Below are 17,182 nucleotides of genomic sequence, written 5' to 3'. Positions count from 1 at the left end.
CACACGTCCGCTTAACTGAAAATTATCTCTAAGGTTTTAATGTAAAAAGATAAACATTACCTCCATCCTTCTTATCCTTTTCATCAGCAATTAAAAGATTTTTATCATCCACAAAAGTAACCGCTTCTTTCTGCGAATTATGGTGTAATGAAATTTTTTGAACTTTAATTTTCGAAAAGTCATCAGGAGTAAAGCCTGTAAGGATGCGCACATTTTTATGATTCAGCAATACGATCTGATCCCCTTTACTATTGATTGACGCTGCTGTGATAGCTGCATCGGCATACTTTCCATCCAGCTTGAATTTACCCATTAGCTTTGCTTCAAAATCACCTGCTTTATTGGGTACACGGAAAATCAGAAAACTCCCGTCAAAACCTTTGCTTCTGTTTTTAGTAAAAAGATAAAAATTTCCGTTCATCTCAACAAAAGCTTCACAATCATATAAAAGGTTTGACTTTTTAGGCGGAAACTCTGTTTGTCCTTCATAATGAAAGCTGGTCTTCTGGGTAACTTTTGTCGTTGTCTGAGAGGCATCTTTTAAATCAATTTTCAAAATAGAAAGATTGCGTCTGTCATTATCATTGTTCCCAAAATCACCAATATAGATATTTCCGTCACGGTCGCTGGTAATTTCTTCCCAGTCATTATTTTCAGCATTCTCCACCAGCACATCCGAAACAAATGCTCCCTTTCTGTCCAGTCCGTACACCCGGTTTTTATTTCCCTGGTCTTCTATAGCCCATATTGTCTTTTTATCCGGAGACAAGGTAATACCGGAAACTTCTTTTAATTTTTTAGGTAATGAAAACTCTACTTTTAAAGTATCTTCTTTAATTTGTTCTGAATTTTTAGGATTACATCCCATTAATAAAAGAGAGGTTACCATACAAAAGATATACATTTTCATTAATTTTTATTTAATATTTTAACTTCATCCCAAAGCAAATCCATCTCTTCCAGGGACATTTCTCCTAAATTCAGATTTCTTTCCGACGCCATCTCTTCCATCTTCTGAAATCTTGAGATAAATTTTAAATTAGTTTTCTCCAGGGCAGAATCAGGATTAATTCCGGTGATGCGTGCATAATTAATCAGGGAGAAAAATACATCTCCCAGTTCCTGCTCTTTTTTCTCAAGATCCGTTTCAGCATGAAATTCTTCAAGTTCCTCATCCACTTTCTTCCATGCATCTTCCGCATCATGAAATTCAAATCCAATTCCTTTCACTTTATCCTGAACCCGGTAAGCTTTTACCATACTTGGAAGACTTTTGGGTACCCCTCCTAAAATGGATTTATTCCCTTCTTTCAGTTTTAGTTTTTCCCAATTCTGCTTTACTTCTTCTTCATCTTTCACCTCTGTATCTCCATAAATGTGAGGATGACGGAAAATAAGCTTTTCATTAAGGGAATTGATGACATCTGCAATATCAAAACTTTCTTTTTCAGAACCTATTTTAGCATAGAAAACCAAGTGAAGCAATACATCTCCCAATTCTTTTTTGATCTCCTGCAGGTCTTCCTGTAAGATAGCATCAGAGAGTTCATAGGTTTCTTCAAGTGTAAGATGACGAAGAGATTGTAAGGTCTGCTTCTGATCCCACGGGCACTTTTCACGAAGGTCGTCCATAATGTCCAATAATCTTCCGAAAGCGTCTAATTTTTCTTGTCTGGTATTCATAGGTCAATTGGGAATTCAATCTTATACAAATGTAAGGGTTATTTTAACTTGGGTACAAAACTTCGTGGGGAAAGTTGGATGTTAGATGTTAGATGCTAGATGCTAGATGCTAGATGCTAGATGCAAAATTAAGGAGAAGCCTTTGAATAATTTTTTTTGGCTTTAAAAATTTTATCCGGTACTTTTTTTATTAAAAAAGCCTTGTTAAGAAAATTCTCAACAAGGCTTTATTTTAAATCAGGGCAAAGGGATTATCCCATTTTTCTGTGTGTACTTTTAGTAGCAGCTTTTGCTCCTGTTGAAGCTTTTGCTTTTGGAGTAGCAGGTTTTTCTGCTTTTGGAGCTGCTTTTTTAGGAGCTGCTTTCTCGGTAACAGCAACTTCATCCTGTGCCGGGTCTAAAGTTTCAGGCTCAGCTTTAACAAAGCTTTCAGGTGTAATATATCCTGCCTTGTGAAGGATATTATACCACTGTGCTAGTTTTTTGATGTCAGAAGCATATACTCTCTCCGTATCATAATTAGGAAGAGAAGCTGCCATAAATTCTTTCAACTCAGCGTCAGAAGATTTATGAGAAATTGTTTCTTTGTAATCCTGGTTTTTAGCAATATTTTCAAAAACCTCAAACAAAGGAACCTCCTTATCAAATGTAAACATAGCAATGTTATCCAACAAGCTCACCTGGCTTGAGTTTCCTATACTTACTTTCTTCTTTGTAGATACATCTTCAATAATAAATCCGTTTCTTAATTGAGAAACTAATTTAAAAAGTCCTGGCTTTCCAGAGATTGAAATTATTTTTTCTAACAACATAATTTTATTTTTTTAATTTTTAGTAATCAGTAGAAACCTTTTACTGTCTATTATTTTTTGTTTATAATTAAATACACCTGTTACTTCGGAAATCTCATTTTGTAGTTGATGCTTACATCCCCCTGAGATATTTTTGTTAATTTACCTTTTACCAGCTTTTTCTTTAAAGCACTAAGGTGATCGGTAAATAATGTCCCTTCAATATGATCATATTCATGTTGAATTACGCGGGCTCTAATATCGGAAAAAGTTTCTGTATGCTTCACAAAATTTTCGTCATAATATTCGATCAGGATTGTGCTCTTTCTTTTTACATCTTCTCTCACATCCGGAATCGAAAGGCAGCCTTCGTTAAACTTCCACTCTTCTCCGGATTCTTCCAGAATTTTAGCGTTGATGAAAACTTTTTTGAAGCTTTTCAATTCTTCCTTGATATCTTCATAATCCTCATCATCAGCCAAAGGAGTTACATCTATTACGAATAAACGAATATCAAGGCCAATCTGCGGAGCTGCAAGGCCAATTCCGTTCGCACTATTCATAGTTTCGAACATATTATCAATCAGTTCTTGTAAATCGGGATAATTTTTGTCTATATCTTTGCCTACTTTTCTTAAAATAGGATCCCCAAAGGCTCTTATTGGTAGAATCATCTTGTTCTTTGTTCTAAAAAATTCTGCAATATGATGGTTGCACTTATTTTATCTATTAAACCCTTTTCCTCTCTCTTTTTTTTACTTTTACCACTCTGGGAAATAAAAAATGATGCCATTTTGGAAGTAAACCTTTCATCAAAACGGTAAACGGAAATAGTTGGAAATTCTTTTTTAAATTCATCAATGAATTGTAAAATATCTGTTTCCACCTCGGATACGTTTCCTTTTAAATCTATCGGAAGTCCTATTACTACATCATCTACCTTATTTTCGCTGAAATATTTTTTCAGAAAAGGCAGTATATGTTTTGTTTCTACAGTATCAAGGCTGCTCGCTATAATCTGCATGTCATCCGTTGTTGCAATGCCACAACGGGCCTTTCCATAGTCTATTGCAAGGATTTGTCCCATAGGTTTGCAAATTTAGTAAATTTTAATGATTTTATTCACAACGTAGTTTTTTTTATAAATCATGTTTCATTCCATATTTTTTTTTATAATTTTAATCTTCCAAAAAACGAAATTATGAAGAAACTCATTCTTGTGAGACATGCAAAGAGCGACTGGCCGGAAGAAACTGAAGATTTTGACAGACCTTTGGCAGACAAGGGTTTGGAGGACGCAATGAACATGTCCAGATTCTTAAAAAACAATAGTATTTCTATAGATTATTTAGTGTCGAGCCCAGCGGTTCGTGCATTGAATACCTGTAAGATTTTCAATCAGACATACCAGTTGAATTACATGACTGATGAAAAGCTATACAACCCTTCTGAAAGGAATTTTGAATCTGTAATTTACAACCTGGATGACCATCATAATTCGGTAGCATTTTTTTCACACAACAACGGAATTTCCAATTTTGCCAACTCTATATCAGAGGATATTTTTCATTTTCCTACCTGCGGAGTTGCCGGTTTTGAAATAGACTGTGATTCATGGTCGGAATTTGATGGAGCAACGAAAAAGCTTTTATTTTTTTACGAACCTGGAAAAATCTAAAATTATTTTAAAAATTTATTGTTTTATTCTTTTTACAATCTCCTTTCTTATGCATAATGCATGAGAAAATTTTTATAAAGATCATATCTCCAGTTCCGCTTTTATACATAACAGTTTCTAATATATGGGCAAATATCATGTTGCCCTTTTTGTCATTGTATTCAGAATAAAATATTTTTGTTTTATTAATATTTATTCTAAATAAAAATAATAATGCGAAAACAATTCTATTTCTTACTGTTGATCCTGTTGCTTACAGGGAACACAATTTACGCACAGGTTTCGGCCAGTCCATTTATTACCAATCTGAATACACCCAACCCCATGATCATTGAAGACAATGAAATGTATATCGGCATTTATGCTTTGGATAAAGTGGTAAAGATAAACCTCGATAATCCTGGCGCCGCGCCAGTGGATGTGGTTACAGGAGTAAACAGACCTTATGGTCTGGCATTAAAAGATAAATATCTATATATCTCTGAATTTGGGGGAAATAAAATTTCAAGGATCAATCTCAGTATTTCCAATCCGGCGCCTGAAGTTATCCTGACGAATGTAAACAGTCCTCTAGGGCTTGAATTCGTTGGAAATGACCTGTATATGGCTCTTGAGGGAGATAATAAGATTGCCAAAATAGATGTAAGCCAACCGATCCCACAATTAGTGGATATTACATCCGCAGCATCTCCATTTGAATTGGAAATAATCGGAGATGAAATTTTCTACACTGAACGGTTTGAAGGAAGAGTTTCAAAATTTAAACTCAATAGTTCTACTTCTCCAATAACAATAGCTCAGGGATTAAGTTATCCTTCCGGTTTAACCTCTCATGGAAATCAATTATATATTTCTGAAGCAGGAGCTTCTAAAATATCCCAATTAAATTTCACCCTGGCTAATCCAATAGTTTCCGATGGTATTGTCTCCAGTGAATTCAGCTACCCATCAGGATTAGCCGTAAAAAATAACACGATTTTTATTACGGATTTCTTCGGAGGCTCATTATTAAAAGCAGATCTGGGTGCTTTGTCTGTTTCTGAACAACAGTACAAAAATAAAACACAGATTTATCCCAATCCTGCTAAGGATTTCATAACAGTTATGAACCCTCCATCAAAAGAATATAAAATATATGACATGGTAGGGAAACTTATATTGTCCGGAAAACTCGAAAGAAATAATATCGATATAAGTCAACTGATAAAGGGAGCCTATATCATTCAGACCGGAGATCTGATTAAAAAATTCATTAAAGAATAAAAAAATCCAAAAACTCTGAGATATCTCAGAGTTTTTGGATTTTTATTTTTGATTAACAACTTCTTTTAAATACTTATTGTAATCTGCATAGGGTTCTTTAGAACGCCCATTTGGCTTTAGATAAATTGAGCCACTTTTGTTATCTAAAATAACATTGAACTGACTCAGAATCTGATTTCCGAATAGTGTTGGCCTTCCAGTGGGATTTAAAGGATCTGCAGCATTGGTCACAATGTCTTTGAATTCTCTTCCGCCAATGAAAGCATTTAATCTAACAATCTTTCTCCCGTTCAGAATTTGCAACTCCTTGAGATTATTCCAGTTTTTATCCTGACTTGTAAAATCATCTCCTATTAACATCGTTCCTTCCCGGCCTGTATCAAAAAGAAACCAAAAAGAATATTTCTTTTCATTCTGGACAAATTCTGCTTTAAATTTTGGACGATGCTGCTCATAAAATACATCCTGTCTTTTAAACTCTTTTACTTTCTCAGGCAATTCATTATAAATTGTAATCAGTTTTTTATCGTAATCAATTTCAATTATTTTATCTCTAAAAAAACTATTTCCAATAATAAGATCTTCCTCAGGTTTCATATTTCCAACTTCTGTCAAAGGTATATTATTCCAAATAGCATCCCCGATCTCCAGCATATTTTCTTTACTTGTACGTGCTTCATTCACACCCTGCGTATTACTAACCATAGTTTTCCCGGTAAATCTTAATTGTAATTTATCTGAAGACAATTTACTTACACATGAAGTTCCTGCTCCTAAATCAAATTGGACATTTACTTCTTTTTCTTTATTAAGCAATCCCTTAAAATATATCCGGGACCCCATTATTGTGAAAGGAATTTCTATTGGAAGAGGTTTATTTTGCTGCAATGAAACAAAAGTAGGATCTTCTTTTGCCAGGATCCGAACAAAACAACTGTCCTTATCATTAAGTAATACTATTACATCATGACTTTCTCCATATTGAGTCTTGAAACTAATCTCCCCTTGATCTGTAACAAGTTTTATCTTGCTTTTTTTGTAAGGTACATTTACATAGTAAATATCTGGTCGAATATTCGGATCTAATTTTCAATTTATTTTCACATTTGTACCATCGAAGATGATTGCATTTTCATTTTTTGCTTTCAGAACTGAAACTTTTTTTTGTGCTCTTAAAAAAGTATTACATCCTGACAGAATGAAAAGCAATGTAAAAACTACTGTATAAAAGATTTTATTTTTCATGGTATTTTTATTAGCTCTTGTGATCAGTCTTTCTATTTAAACAATTCGTTACAAGCACTTTAAAATACACTTTCCAGAATTTACCTGTTTATTTTCTTCTCAAATCCAGATCATCAAAATCAAAACTGAAGTCCGTCACATCGGAAATAGCTTTTAGCCTTGCGGATTCAGCCTTCCCGCTTTCATCATAATTAAAGATAATATACGCATCTGCATCATAACTTCTATCATCCCATTTGATAATGAAAGAATTGTTGGAATAAGGAAGCAATTCTCCCTTTAATCTCGGAGAATTTTCACATGTGATTCTGTAAGCATTTCCCTGCTGGGTAATTTCTACATCCCCAAACCAGATATCATTATATTTTCCAACAAACTGTTCTGCTTTTGGCTGTAGGTTTTTATTCTTTTTAAATGTTTCGGATTTTTCAAAAGCTTCCTTCTTTTGTTTATCGTATTCAGCATTCATTTTAGCCATTCTGTCCCCGTATGTTTTGAGCCAGTTCCGGTCTGCAATTCCCAGATAAGAATCCTTTAAAGTATTGGTCACGGTATTAAAAGCTGCTCCGGACTGCTGATTGGTTAAAACGACAATCCCTAATTTCATATCCGGAATCAATGTAAACTGGGTTACGGTGCCGATCAGCCATCCTGTGTGCTGAATTTGTTTATGTCCTTTAACATCACTCAGGAACCATCCCATTCCATATCCGTAAAAACTTGTATCATAAGGATTTTTAGGGGCTACCCCACCAGGTATCTGCAGACTCCATAACTGTTGTACCTGTTTATCAGAAACCAGTTTTTTTCCATCTTTCGTTGTGAAATTATTTAATAAGAACTGGGCCCAGGTCGTCATATCTTTGATATTACTCATAATCCCTCCGGCTGCATTTCCTGTTTCATTCCAGTCGTGGGGAACAGCAATTGCTTTTCCATCTACCGGAGCATGGGCATCAATCTTATTGGTTACCCCTTTTGCCCTGTTATAGCTTCCAAAACTGGAGTTCATACCGACAGGTTTCATAATTCTTTGCTCAATAAAATCTGCCCAGCTTAATCCGGAAATCCTGTGGATAACCTCCCCTGCAACAATGAACATGATATTATTATAATCTAACGTTGTTCTGAAAGGATTTTCAGGTTTCAGATATCTTACATTATGGACGATATCATTTACCGTAAGACTTCCTCCTTCCGGAAAAAACATGAGATCTCCCTGTCCTAATCCTAATCCTGCCCTGTGAGTTACCAGATCCTTGATGGTTACATTTTGAGAAACGTACGGATCATACATCTGGAATTCAGGAAGGTATTTTGAAACCTTATCATCCCATCTCAGTTTTCCTTCGTCTGCCAGAATTGCCAGTGCCGTACAGGTAAATCCCTTAGAATTTGAAGCAATTCCTACAAGGGTATTTTCGTCCATGGGTTGTTTTGAAGCCAAAGAACGAACTCCGAATCCTTTCGAATAGATCAATTGTCCATCTTTAATCACTCCAACGGACATTCCCGGAACATCAAAAGTTTTTAAGGTATTTTGAATGAGCTCATCCAGTTTTTTTTCTTCAACCTGTGCATTCATCAAGCCAACTGTCAAAAGAAAAATGAAAAAAGAAATTTTCTGTTTCATTATTTTTTAAATTTTCTCAAAGTTAATCAATTCGACATTTATTAAGTAAATTTGAACTTTATTTTAAACACGAAGAATATCCCTGAAAGAAAATGTAAGATAATGACTAAAATCCTTCTTCTTTCCGACTCTCATTCCTATATTGATGACAGGATCCTGGAATATGCCAAAGACGCTGATGAAATCTGGCACTGTGGTGATTTCGGTAGTCTTGAAGTGATCGAACAACTTGAGAAAATCGGTCCACTAAAAGGCGTTTACGGAAACATTGATAATGCAAAAATCCGGTCCGAATTTCCGGAGGCAAACAGGTTTTTCTGTGAGAATCTGGAAGTTCTTATGATCCATATCGGAGGTTATCCCGGAAAATATACCGCAATAGCTAAAAAAGAAATTGGAGAAAAAGCTCCTAAGCTATTTATTTCAGGACATTCTCATATTCTGAAAGCGATGTTTGATGCAAAAAATAATTTACTTCACCTTAATCCGGGGGCATGCGGAAAACAGGGGTGGCACAAAGTGAGAACAATGATGCGTTTTGTGGTCGATGGTGAAGAAGTAAAAGATCTGGAAATTATTGAATTAGGTCCAAAATAGAAATACATATGAAGATTGGAGATCAGGTTTCTGTGGTAGATGAAGATTTAAGCGGGGTTATAACTTCCGTAAAAGGAAATATTGTTGTTCTTAAAGATGAATATGGTTTTACCCATCAGTATCCAAAGGAAAAGCTGGTTCCGAAAAATGCTTCCTTATATGATAATATAAAAGTGGTAAAAAAGGCTGAACCCCAAAAAATCACTTCAAAGAAACATCAGAAAAATCATATGGTTCTCGACCTGCATTTTCATAACCTCGTTAAAAACCCAAATGATTATGACGGATTCGAGAGACTTTTCCTCCAAAAGGAAAAATTAATCGATACTTTGAGCTTCTGCCGGAAAAATCATCTTAAACGATTGGAGATTGTTCATGGCATTGGAGACGGTGTTCTGCAAAGGATGGTTTTAGATGTTTTAGAAAGCCAGGCCGATCTGGATTTTTACAATAAGGAAATACTTCACCATCAATCAGGTGCGGTAATGGTAGAATTTCACTAAATTTGCAGCAATAGAAATATGAACGTACTTAATTTACTTTTTACAAAAGACGGATTAATCTACCAAATTGCGAGGAATAAAAGCATTTTGGAAGAGAAATCTTATTTCGTTAATGAAGAGTCTCCTAAAAATTTTATCGCTGAGAAACTGGATGAAGTTTTAATAAAGCAAAGGTTCGATGAGATTTCTGTCATTTCAGCCTTGAACCATTTTACCCTTATGCCTGAAGGATTTTCAGAACATGAGGCGGGATATGAACTTATTGCGTTCAATGCTCCTGTGGATAAGGACAATGAAGAGCTGATGCTGTCCCTTAATAAAAAGTTCAGGATTCAGTTCTATTATACTTTTCCTAAAAACTTTTATAAAAAGATAAAGGAGCTGGCCGTTCCCGTTCACTTTAATTTTTCAGGAGAAAAATTCCTGAATTCAATCAGCCATAAAAACAATAAAGAAATCCACATTAACCTTTATCATAACCAATGTGAATTTTTTGCCCTTGATAATAAAAAACTGATCTTATACAATAATCTGGATGTTAATTCTGAGGTTGATTTTCTTTATTTTGTAATGTTCACATTAAGTAAAATAGGATTTGGGATCAATGAAACCAACTTCTATGCTTATGGTGAAACCACTGAAAATGAAACATTCATTTCTGAATTACAAAAATTCGTAAAGAACCTGAAAATTGTATATGATAACGTTCCTAATAAGAATTTTATACTTAATTAGGTCACAGGTTGCAGACGCCAGGTCTTACCTGACATTGCATCCATTACCAACAATCTAACATCTAACAACATGTACAGAATAATTTCCGGCCGATGGAAAGCCAAAAAAATTGCCGCCCCAAAAAACTTTGATGTAAGGCCAACTACTGACTTTGCAAAGGAAGCTCTGTTCAGTATTCTGGAAAATAAATATGATATGCAATCGATCTCTGTTCTTGATCTTTTTGCAGGAATAGGCTCTATTTCATTAGAATTTGCCTCCAGAGGCTGTCAGGATGTAACTTCTGTAGAGATGAACCCCAAACATACAAGCTTCATTAATTCTACGGCATCCGAACTGGACATGTCGTTACAGGTTAATGTGCAAAGAGGGGACGTGGTGGACTGGCTCAAGAAATTCAGAAATAAAAAATCTTTTGAAATTGTTTTTGCCGATGCTCCTTTTGAAACTGAAGAGAAGAAATACTATGAAATCATCTCTTTGGTATTAAACAATAAATACCTGAAAGAAAACGGAGTTCTTATTATAGAGCATCAGAGCCGCTTAAAATTTGAACACCTGAATCTTATAGATACCAGAAAATATGGAAACGTAAGTTTCAGCTTTTTTGAACCAACTCAATCAGATACAGAAAACCAGGAACTCTAATTCCTGGTTATTTTTTTGGAATTGGCGATCGCTTCGTCTCCCCATCTTGTAATTTCATTCAAAACAGGAAGAAGCGTCTTTCCAAAATCAGTTAAGGCATACTCCACTACTAACGGTGGTTTTTCCGTATAAACCTTTCTACTGATAATACCGTCTTCCTCCAATTGTTTTAATTGAAGGCTTAATGTTCTTTCCGTAATGGTAGGAATATCTTTCCTGATCTCATTATATCTTTTTGCCCCCTCAATAAGATGGTATAAAATCACTGCTTTCCATTTCCCACCAATAAACTTCATGGTGATACTTGTACAACACGGGTACGTTTTATTATCTATTGTATACATTTTACTACTATCCTTTTTGACCGTTCTTGCAAATTTATTAAACTTAAATTAGTTTTGCAACTATAAAAAATATAGTACAAAATTATGAATTTTTTAACCAAAATGAAAACCAGGTATACTGTGAAAAAGTATAATCCACAAGGTAAAGTAAGCGAAGAACAAATTCTTGAATTAAAGGAAATCCTCAACCTGAGCCCTTCTTCTATCAACAGCCAGCCATGGAATTTTATTTTTGTAAATAATCAGAAAATAAAAGAACAATTGGCTGAAGCTTCTTATTTTAATAAGGAGAAAGTATTGGACAGCAGTCAACTCATTGTCTTCCAGGTGCTGAAAAACGTTGAAGATTTTGAAAAGCAAATTCAGGAAAATTTACCTGAAGGATCAATTAATTACTATAAAACGATGGTAAAACCTAAAGGTGACATTGCAATACGGGCTTGGTTAGCCCATCAGGTATATCTCTCTCTTGGTGTATTGCTTGCTGCATGCGCCGAAATGGGAATAGATTCCACTCCTATGGAAGGAATTGAAACGGATAAATACGATAATATCCTGAAGAATGATCTTTATGAAACTCTATTTGCTGTCACTATCGGAGAAAGATCCGGAACGGACACTAATCAACCGACAATCACCTCTAAGAAAAGACTGAAATCAGAAAAAATAATAGTAGAACTATAACTTTTTAAATGTTGATTAAAATAAAAGCTGCTACATTCCTTGTAACAGCTTTTTATATTATAATACTTTCAATTCCAGGTCTATACTTTTACCAAAGAACTTTTTGGATATCTTTTCGAAATTCTTCGTCAGATCCGAAAGATAAAAGTGATAACTTGGCTTGGCATTCAGATCGTTTAAAAGATTGTATTTATCAAGAATAATTTTCAAATGGCTCGCCACGATATTCGGAGAGTCAATAACACGAACACGGTTTCCGTAATATTGCTTGATCTCATCGATTAGCAGGGGATAGTGTGTACAACCTAATATCAATGTTTCAATATTTTTTAGCTTGTTATTGCTTAAATAATTGTAAATGATCGCATGTGTAATCGGATGGTTTTTAAATCCTTCCTCAATGGCAGGAACCAGCAATGGAGTTGCCAACTCATCCACTTTTATCCATTTATTATGCTTTCTTATACTTTTTTTGTACAGCCCTGAATTCACAGTTGCTTTTGTAGCAATCACGCCAACATTGGTGTGGATCTCATAAGATACCTTCTCTGCAACCGGATTAATAACATCAATAACAGGAACTCTTCCGGCAACTGTCTGCATCACTTCATTAAGAGCATTTGCTGTTGCCGTATTACAGGCGATAACAATTGCTTTACAATTCTGCTCCAATAAAAAATTTGTGATTTTGGTAGAGTATTCTATAATAGCTTCACGAGACTTTTCTCCGTAAGGAAGGTGCTTGGTATCACCAAAGTAAATAAGATCTTCATGAGGAAGAAGCCTTTTAATTTCTTTAGCAACGGTTAAACCTCCTACACCACTATCAAAAATTCCGATAGGTTGTTTAGCCGAAAGATGCGAATAATCTTGTTTCTTTGTTTTCAAAAGAGTTGAAATTTTATACAAAAATAATGAATTTCACCAGTATTACATCAAACTTTTACAATCAAATCAGGAATAGATCTGAGGCAATTCCATCCGCCATAAACCAGTGCTTTTCCGGTATTTTCAAATGATTATTTTCAATAACAAGTATGCCGTCAGCTATCTTTTCTTTAATCTCCTGATCAAATTTCTCAACTATTTCAGGAGAAAACTTATTCTTCAGTTTATCCAGGTCCACTCCCCATATCGTCCGTAATCCGATCATGATCATCTCATTAAACTGGTCTTCCTGCGATAGAATTTCAGTTTCTTTAGCCAAAGAATTTGAATTCAGCTTCTTTACATAAAGCTGATTATTTGCGATATTCCAGCTTCTCACATCAGCTCCGTTATATGAATGGGCTGAGGGTCCTAGTCCCAAATATTCTTTATACTTCCAATAAGACGAGTTGTGCCTTGAATAAAATCCTGGTTTAGCAAAATTAGATACCTCATAATGATCAAAACCATTGTCTTTTAAAAAGTCTGACAAATAGTAGAACTCTTTATTTTGCTCTTCTTCTTTTGGTGTAGCCACTTTCCCTTTCAAAATCCAGTCGTTCAATGCCGTCTTAGGCTCTACGGTCAATGCATAAGAAGAGATATGAGGAACATCCAGGGCAATTGTTTTATTCAGATTTTCTTTCCAGATTTCCAAATTAGAAGTGGGAGATCCATAGATCAGATCAATACTCAGGTTTTCAAAACCGAAATCCTGTGCTCTCTTAATAGAATCCTCTGCCTGTGAAGCATTATGAGCACGGTTCATCAACCTAAGGTCATCATCAAAAAAACTTTGCGTTCCGATTGACAATCGGTTAACCGGTGATTTTGAGAGATCACTCAGGAAGGTCTTATCCAGATCATCCGGATTGGCTTCCAAAGTAATTTCTATATCCTTTTCAAAACTATAATACTTCAATACCTCATCAACAATTGAATTGATCTCATCTCCTGATAGGATTGAAGGTGTTCCGCCACCAAAGTACAACGACTGTAGTGTTTTATTATGTAATTCATCTTTCCTTAAAAAAAGTTCTTTCTTAATAGCAGAAAGCACCTCATCTTTAGACTGTAAAGATGTTGAAAAATGAAAATTACAATAACTACACTTTTGTTTACAAAAAGGAATGTGAATATAAATCATAAAAAAAGCTCTGAAAAATTCAGAGCTCAAATTTATTTAAATTAAATTGATTAATATCTATATCCTCTATGATTAATAAAGTTATCGAAGTTATAACCTAATCCGATCATAAAGCTGTTTCCTCCATAAGTCTGAATATCAGATAAACCTAAATTATAAGTTGCTCCGATCATAAACTTATTGAATCTTACTTTTACTAGTGGTGAAATACTTAATTGCTGGTTATCAAATCTGTTCTGAACTGATCTGTAACTTACCCCAAAAGAGAATGAATTGATATCATTAAAGAATGTGGCCATCAAGTTATAATCAATTGTTCTTGTAGAATTCGTATTCAAATTGATTAATGCAGATGGTGTAACGTACATATTATCTGCGAAATGCCAGTCATATCCTAAGTTTAAGAAGAACTTGATAGGAGAAGGCTCACGACCATTCACAATAGATTCGTCATTCGTCAAAGCAATATCATTAACCGATACTCCGGCAAAGATATTTCTAAAAGTCGCAGCTAAACCAAAGTTGGCATATGCCATGAAAATATTACTCTCCGTACCCTGCAATAAAGGATCATACCCATCTTCAGTATTGATTTTAGTATAATCAAAATTCATATTGTAAAAACTAACACTGGTACCGAATGAGAACTGATCTTTTCTCTCTCCTTCACTACTAAGCGGAATAAAATATGAAGCACCCGCTGTAATACCTCCTGCTGAAATAGGACCATTACTATCTCTAAAAACAGATATCCCTGCACCAACTCTATCAAAAATGTTAGCATTGATCCCTACTGACTGCACATTAGGAGACTCATTAAATTTTGAAAATTGCTGTTGATAATTGAGGTTGAGCTGAACATAATCTGTTTTACCGTATTGTGCCGGGTTGAACAGGAACTCACCATCCAAAAGATATTGTTGATAATATGGTAGTGTTTCTTGTGCTTTGTATGCATTTGACAAAAGAGCCAAACACACTATAGCATATAGTTTTCTCATAACAAATCTTGATTTCAATTCAACAAATATAAAAAAAATCTCAATATATTTTTAGTTTTCCAAATAATTTCTCCATTTTTTTACAGCATCCGCCATATCTTGAGGCATTGGGCTTTCAAAATACAATTCCTGTTTAGTGGTAGGATGTATAAAACCTAAGGTATGTGCATGAAGTGCATGTCTTGGCAGGATTTCGAAAACATTTTTAATAAAATGCTTATATTTAGGTAAATTCACTCCTCGTAAAGGCGTATGACCTTCATATCTTTCATCATTGAAAAGCGTATGGCCAATATGTTTAAAATGAGCCCTGATCTGATGGGTTCTTCCCGTTTCCAGTTTACATTCTACCCAGGTCATATATCTGAACCTTTCCAAAACCTTATAATGCGTAACCGCATGCTTACCGTGGCTTCCGTCCTCATAAACCGACATCTGCATCCTGTTCTTTGGGTGACGCCCTATATGCCCCCGAATGGTACCTTCATCATCTTGTACGTTCCCCCATACAAAAGCCCAATATAATCTTTTGGTCTTTCTGTCAAAAAATTGTTTGGCAAGGAAGCTTAATGCATATTCATTCTTGGCGATAACCAGTAGACCCGAGGTATCTTTATCAATCCTGTGAACAAGGCCTACTCTATCCAGATCAGATTTCTCACCATTTTTGGCAAAATGAAACGCAAGAGCATTCACCAAAGTACCATCCCAGTTTCCAAATCCGGGATGCACAACCATTCCGGGTTCTTTATCTACAACAACAAGATCATCATCCTCATAAACAATATTAATCGGAATATCCTGAGGAATAATTACATTTTCTCTCGGAGGATGGGCCAGTAGAACAGAAATCTGATCTCCCGGCTTTACACGGTAATTCTGTTTTACAGGAGTTCCGTTTACGACAACATTACCCGCTCTGCACGTTTGCGAAATTTTATTTCTTGAAGAATTCTGCCTGAAAATCAGTAAAAACTTATCTATTCTTAAAGGCTCCTGGTTTTTATCGACAGTAATATTGAAATGCTCATACAGTCCTTTATTTTCCTCATCAATATCAATATTGTTGGAATCCAATAATTCTTCATCAAAAAAATCCTCGTTATCTTCTGTCATGATTTTTATTTTTTACACAAAAGGCCTCAACATGATAAGTTGAAGCCTGTATTTTTAATAATAAATGGTAACTACTCTACTACAACTTTCTTAGCCTTTGGTTTTTGAGCTGGTTGTTGTGTACCATTTGTTGCTGTTTTGTTATTTCCAGCATTATTATTTCCCGCAGGAGTATTGGTTGTTGTACTCTTCGGTTTACTTTCGGTTGTTGTTTTCGGCTTCGTATCAGCAGTCGCAGGTTTTGAAACCGGAGTTTTAGAAACTTCCGTTTTAGCAGGTTCAATTTTTTTATGAACCACTGGTGGTACAGGAACTGGTTCGTAAACAGGCTGCTGATGAACAGGAACTTCTTCATATTGTATAGGTGGCAACGAAGTATCTACCTTCATACGGTATACGGAGTTCAGCTCTTCTATTTTGGAACGCAATTCTGCCGGAGTCTTTTTACTTGCCCAGAGGTCCATCTGCATTCCCTGATCTCTTACATCTCCTGCAGCAGGATCCTGATAATAGATAATATCAGATTCATCTTTACCTCCATCTTCATGTTCTACCAGTCCTACTTCAAACATACTTCTTGTAATTAATGCTCTGGCCTCTTTTACCGTTAAGCCAACTACATTAGGAATAGAAATATTTCTCATGGGTCCTGAACCAACTACTACATCTATCGTTGAGAACCTAGGAATCAGCGATCCTGGTTTCATAGGGTTTCCTTTAAATAAAATTCTAAGTACTGCATCTTTCTGGATGCTAGGTTCGAAGATAGTATCTCCCACTTTCAGACCTACCTGATCTATCCTTTGGAAAGCCAGACCTGAATATTTGTTAATAACATCAGGAATTGCAACCGGAGCCCAGCTTCTCGGGTTTACGATCAGATAAATAGCTCTTCCATCCTTTACATGGGAACCAGGAGTAGGAGACATCTTTAAAACCTGGAAAGGTTTGTATTTTGGATCATAAGCAGCACTGTCTACTTCATAGCCCAGACCGGCATCATCTAATATTTTTACCGCCTCATGAACGGATTTGTTTACAACATTGGGAACCGGAATTTCCTGACCATGATTCGTATGGTATTCTAACCAACGAAATGTAAGCCATACCAACCCTATAAAAACACCGATGGCTATTAACAAATTCAGTAAAACTTTCCAGTTGAAAAGTGATTTAAGCATACTTAA

General features: G+C 35.2%; 20 protein-coding genes. 7 read left to right on the top strand and 13 right to left on the bottom strand.

Going from position 1 to position 17,182, the window contains the following annotated elements; all coding sequences use genetic code 11:
* Positions 1-28: 28 nt before the first annotated feature.
* The 5 genes from G9C87_RS17710 to ruvX form a co-directional block, all read right to left on the bottom strand.
* The gene (locus tag G9C87_RS17710) at positions 29-910 is read right to left on the bottom strand and encodes an SdiA-regulated domain-containing protein (protein ID WP_228457045.1); all 882 of its coding nucleotides are present in this window, start codon (positions 908-910) and stop codon (positions 29-31) included.
* On the bottom strand, positions 910-1,683 hold the full coding sequence (gene mazG / locus G9C87_RS17705) for a nucleoside triphosphate pyrophosphohydrolase (protein ID WP_172283644.1): 774 nt from the start codon (positions 1,681-1,683) through the stop codon (positions 910-912). The genes G9C87_RS17710 and mazG overlap by 1 nt, the downstream gene beginning before the upstream one ends.
* A 251-nt stretch (positions 1,684-1,934) precedes the next feature.
* A complete protein-coding gene (locus G9C87_RS17700) occupies positions 1,935-2,495 on the bottom strand; it encodes a DUF5606 domain-containing protein (protein ID WP_172283642.1) in 561 nt (186 codons plus the stop codon).
* An 80-nt stretch (positions 2,496-2,575) separates the two neighbouring features.
* Positions 2,576-3,148, bottom strand: coding sequence for a peptide deformylase (def, locus tag G9C87_RS17695; protein ID WP_172283640.1), 573 nt, complete (start codon positions 3,146-3,148; stop codon positions 2,576-2,578).
* Positions 3,145-3,561: a Holliday junction resolvase RuvX gene (ruvX, locus tag G9C87_RS17690; RefSeq protein WP_172283638.1), complete on the bottom strand. Its 417-nt coding sequence runs from the start codon at positions 3,559-3,561 to the stop codon at positions 3,145-3,147. Before ruvX ends, def begins: the two co-directional genes overlap by 4 nt.
* A 114-nt stretch (positions 3,562-3,675) precedes the next feature.
* Between ruvX and G9C87_RS17685 the strand changes: the two genes are divergently transcribed.
* Together G9C87_RS17685 and G9C87_RS17680 are read left to right on the top strand one after the other, a co-directional pair.
* Positions 3,676-4,152 carry a SixA phosphatase family protein gene (locus tag G9C87_RS17685; protein WP_172283636.1) on the top strand — a complete coding sequence of 159 codons (477 nt, stop codon included), beginning with the start codon at positions 3,676-3,678 and terminating at the stop codon, positions 4,150-4,152.
* A 213-nt stretch (positions 4,153-4,365) separates the two neighbouring features.
* Complete coding sequence (locus tag G9C87_RS17680) at positions 4,366-5,415, top strand: T9SS type A sorting domain-containing protein (protein ID WP_172283634.1); 1,050 nt, start codon at positions 4,366-4,368, stop codon at positions 5,413-5,415.
* A 42-nt stretch (positions 5,416-5,457) separates the two neighbouring features.
* On the opposite strand, the gene G9C87_RS17675 is transcribed toward G9C87_RS17680, so the two are convergent.
* Positions 5,458-6,258, bottom strand: coding sequence for an aspartyl protease family protein (locus G9C87_RS17675; RefSeq protein WP_228457044.1), 801 nt, complete (start codon positions 6,256-6,258; stop codon positions 5,458-5,460).
* Between the two features lie 490 nt (positions 6,259-6,748).
* Entirely contained in the window at positions 6,749-8,293 is a 1,545-nt protein-coding gene (locus G9C87_RS17670) for a serine hydrolase (RefSeq protein ID WP_172283632.1), read from the bottom strand.
* A gap of 102 nt (positions 8,294-8,395) precedes the next feature.
* On the opposite strand from G9C87_RS17670, the gene G9C87_RS17665 reads away from it, so the two are divergent.
* From G9C87_RS17665 to rsmD, 4 genes are all read left to right on the top strand, one after another.
* The gene (locus G9C87_RS17665) at positions 8,396-8,890 is read left to right on the top strand and encodes a metallophosphoesterase family protein (RefSeq protein WP_172283630.1); all 495 of its coding nucleotides are present in this window, start codon (positions 8,396-8,398) and stop codon (positions 8,888-8,890) included.
* A gap of 8 nt (positions 8,891-8,898) precedes the next feature.
* Positions 8,899-9,393 (top strand): Smr/MutS family protein, encoded by a 495-nt coding sequence (locus G9C87_RS17660; RefSeq protein ID WP_172283628.1) that lies wholly within the window; start codon positions 8,899-8,901, stop codon positions 9,391-9,393.
* Positions 9,394-9,411: 18 nt separating this feature from the next.
* Positions 9,412-10,128 (top strand): DUF3822 family protein, encoded by a 717-nt coding sequence (locus G9C87_RS17655; protein WP_172283626.1) that lies wholly within the window; start codon positions 9,412-9,414, stop codon positions 10,126-10,128.
* Positions 10,129-10,197: 69 nt separating this feature from the next.
* A complete protein-coding gene (gene rsmD / locus G9C87_RS17650; protein ID WP_172283624.1) occupies positions 10,198-10,776 on the top strand; it encodes a 16S rRNA (guanine(966)-N(2))-methyltransferase RsmD in 579 nt (192 codons plus the stop codon).
* On the opposite strand, the gene G9C87_RS17645 is transcribed toward rsmD, so the two are convergent.
* Positions 10,773-11,120, bottom strand: coding sequence for a winged helix-turn-helix transcriptional regulator (locus tag G9C87_RS17645; RefSeq protein ID WP_172283622.1), 348 nt, complete (start codon positions 11,118-11,120; stop codon positions 10,773-10,775). The two genes, rsmD and G9C87_RS17645, sit on opposite strands and share 4 nt — an antisense overlap.
* A gap of 84 nt (positions 11,121-11,204) precedes the next feature.
* Between G9C87_RS17645 and G9C87_RS17640 the strand changes: the two genes are divergently transcribed.
* Positions 11,205-11,804, top strand: a complete 600-nt coding sequence (locus G9C87_RS17640) for a nitroreductase family protein (RefSeq protein ID WP_172283620.1) — start codon at positions 11,205-11,207, stop codon at positions 11,802-11,804.
* 57 nt (positions 11,805-11,861) lie between these two features.
* Here the strand turns inward: G9C87_RS17640 and murI are convergent, their stop codons facing one another.
* The 5 genes from murI to G9C87_RS17615 form a co-directional block, all read right to left on the bottom strand.
* On the bottom strand, positions 11,862-12,692 hold the full coding sequence (gene murI / locus G9C87_RS17635) for a glutamate racemase (RefSeq protein WP_172283619.1): 831 nt from the start codon (positions 12,690-12,692) through the stop codon (positions 11,862-11,864).
* Positions 12,693-12,753: 61 nt separating this feature from the next.
* Positions 12,754-13,878, bottom strand: a complete 1,125-nt coding sequence (hemW, locus tag G9C87_RS17630; protein ID WP_172283617.1) for a radical SAM family heme chaperone HemW — start codon at positions 13,876-13,878, stop codon at positions 12,754-12,756.
* Positions 13,879-13,928: 50 nt separating this feature from the next.
* The gene (locus G9C87_RS17625; protein ID WP_172283607.1) at positions 13,929-14,879 is read right to left on the bottom strand and encodes a type IX secretion system membrane protein PorP/SprF; all 951 of its coding nucleotides are present in this window, start codon (positions 14,877-14,879) and stop codon (positions 13,929-13,931) included.
* A gap of 51 nt (positions 14,880-14,930) precedes the next feature.
* Positions 14,931-15,995, bottom strand: a complete 1,065-nt coding sequence (locus G9C87_RS17620; protein WP_172283605.1) for an RluA family pseudouridine synthase — start codon at positions 15,993-15,995, stop codon at positions 14,931-14,933.
* Between the two features lie 71 nt (positions 15,996-16,066).
* Positions 16,067-17,176, bottom strand: a complete 1,110-nt coding sequence (locus G9C87_RS17615) for a PASTA domain-containing protein (RefSeq protein WP_172283603.1) — start codon at positions 17,174-17,176, stop codon at positions 16,067-16,069.
* Between the last annotated feature and the right edge of the window lie 6 nt (positions 17,177-17,182).

The organism is Chryseobacterium sp. LAM-KRS1 (assembly GCF_013184525.1).
GTDB lineage: Bacteria > Bacteroidota > Bacteroidia > Flavobacteriales > Weeksellaceae > Chryseobacterium > Chryseobacterium proteolyticum.
Note: the sequence above shows the minus strand (reverse complement) of the source record. Positions and strands in the feature narration are given on the sequence as shown.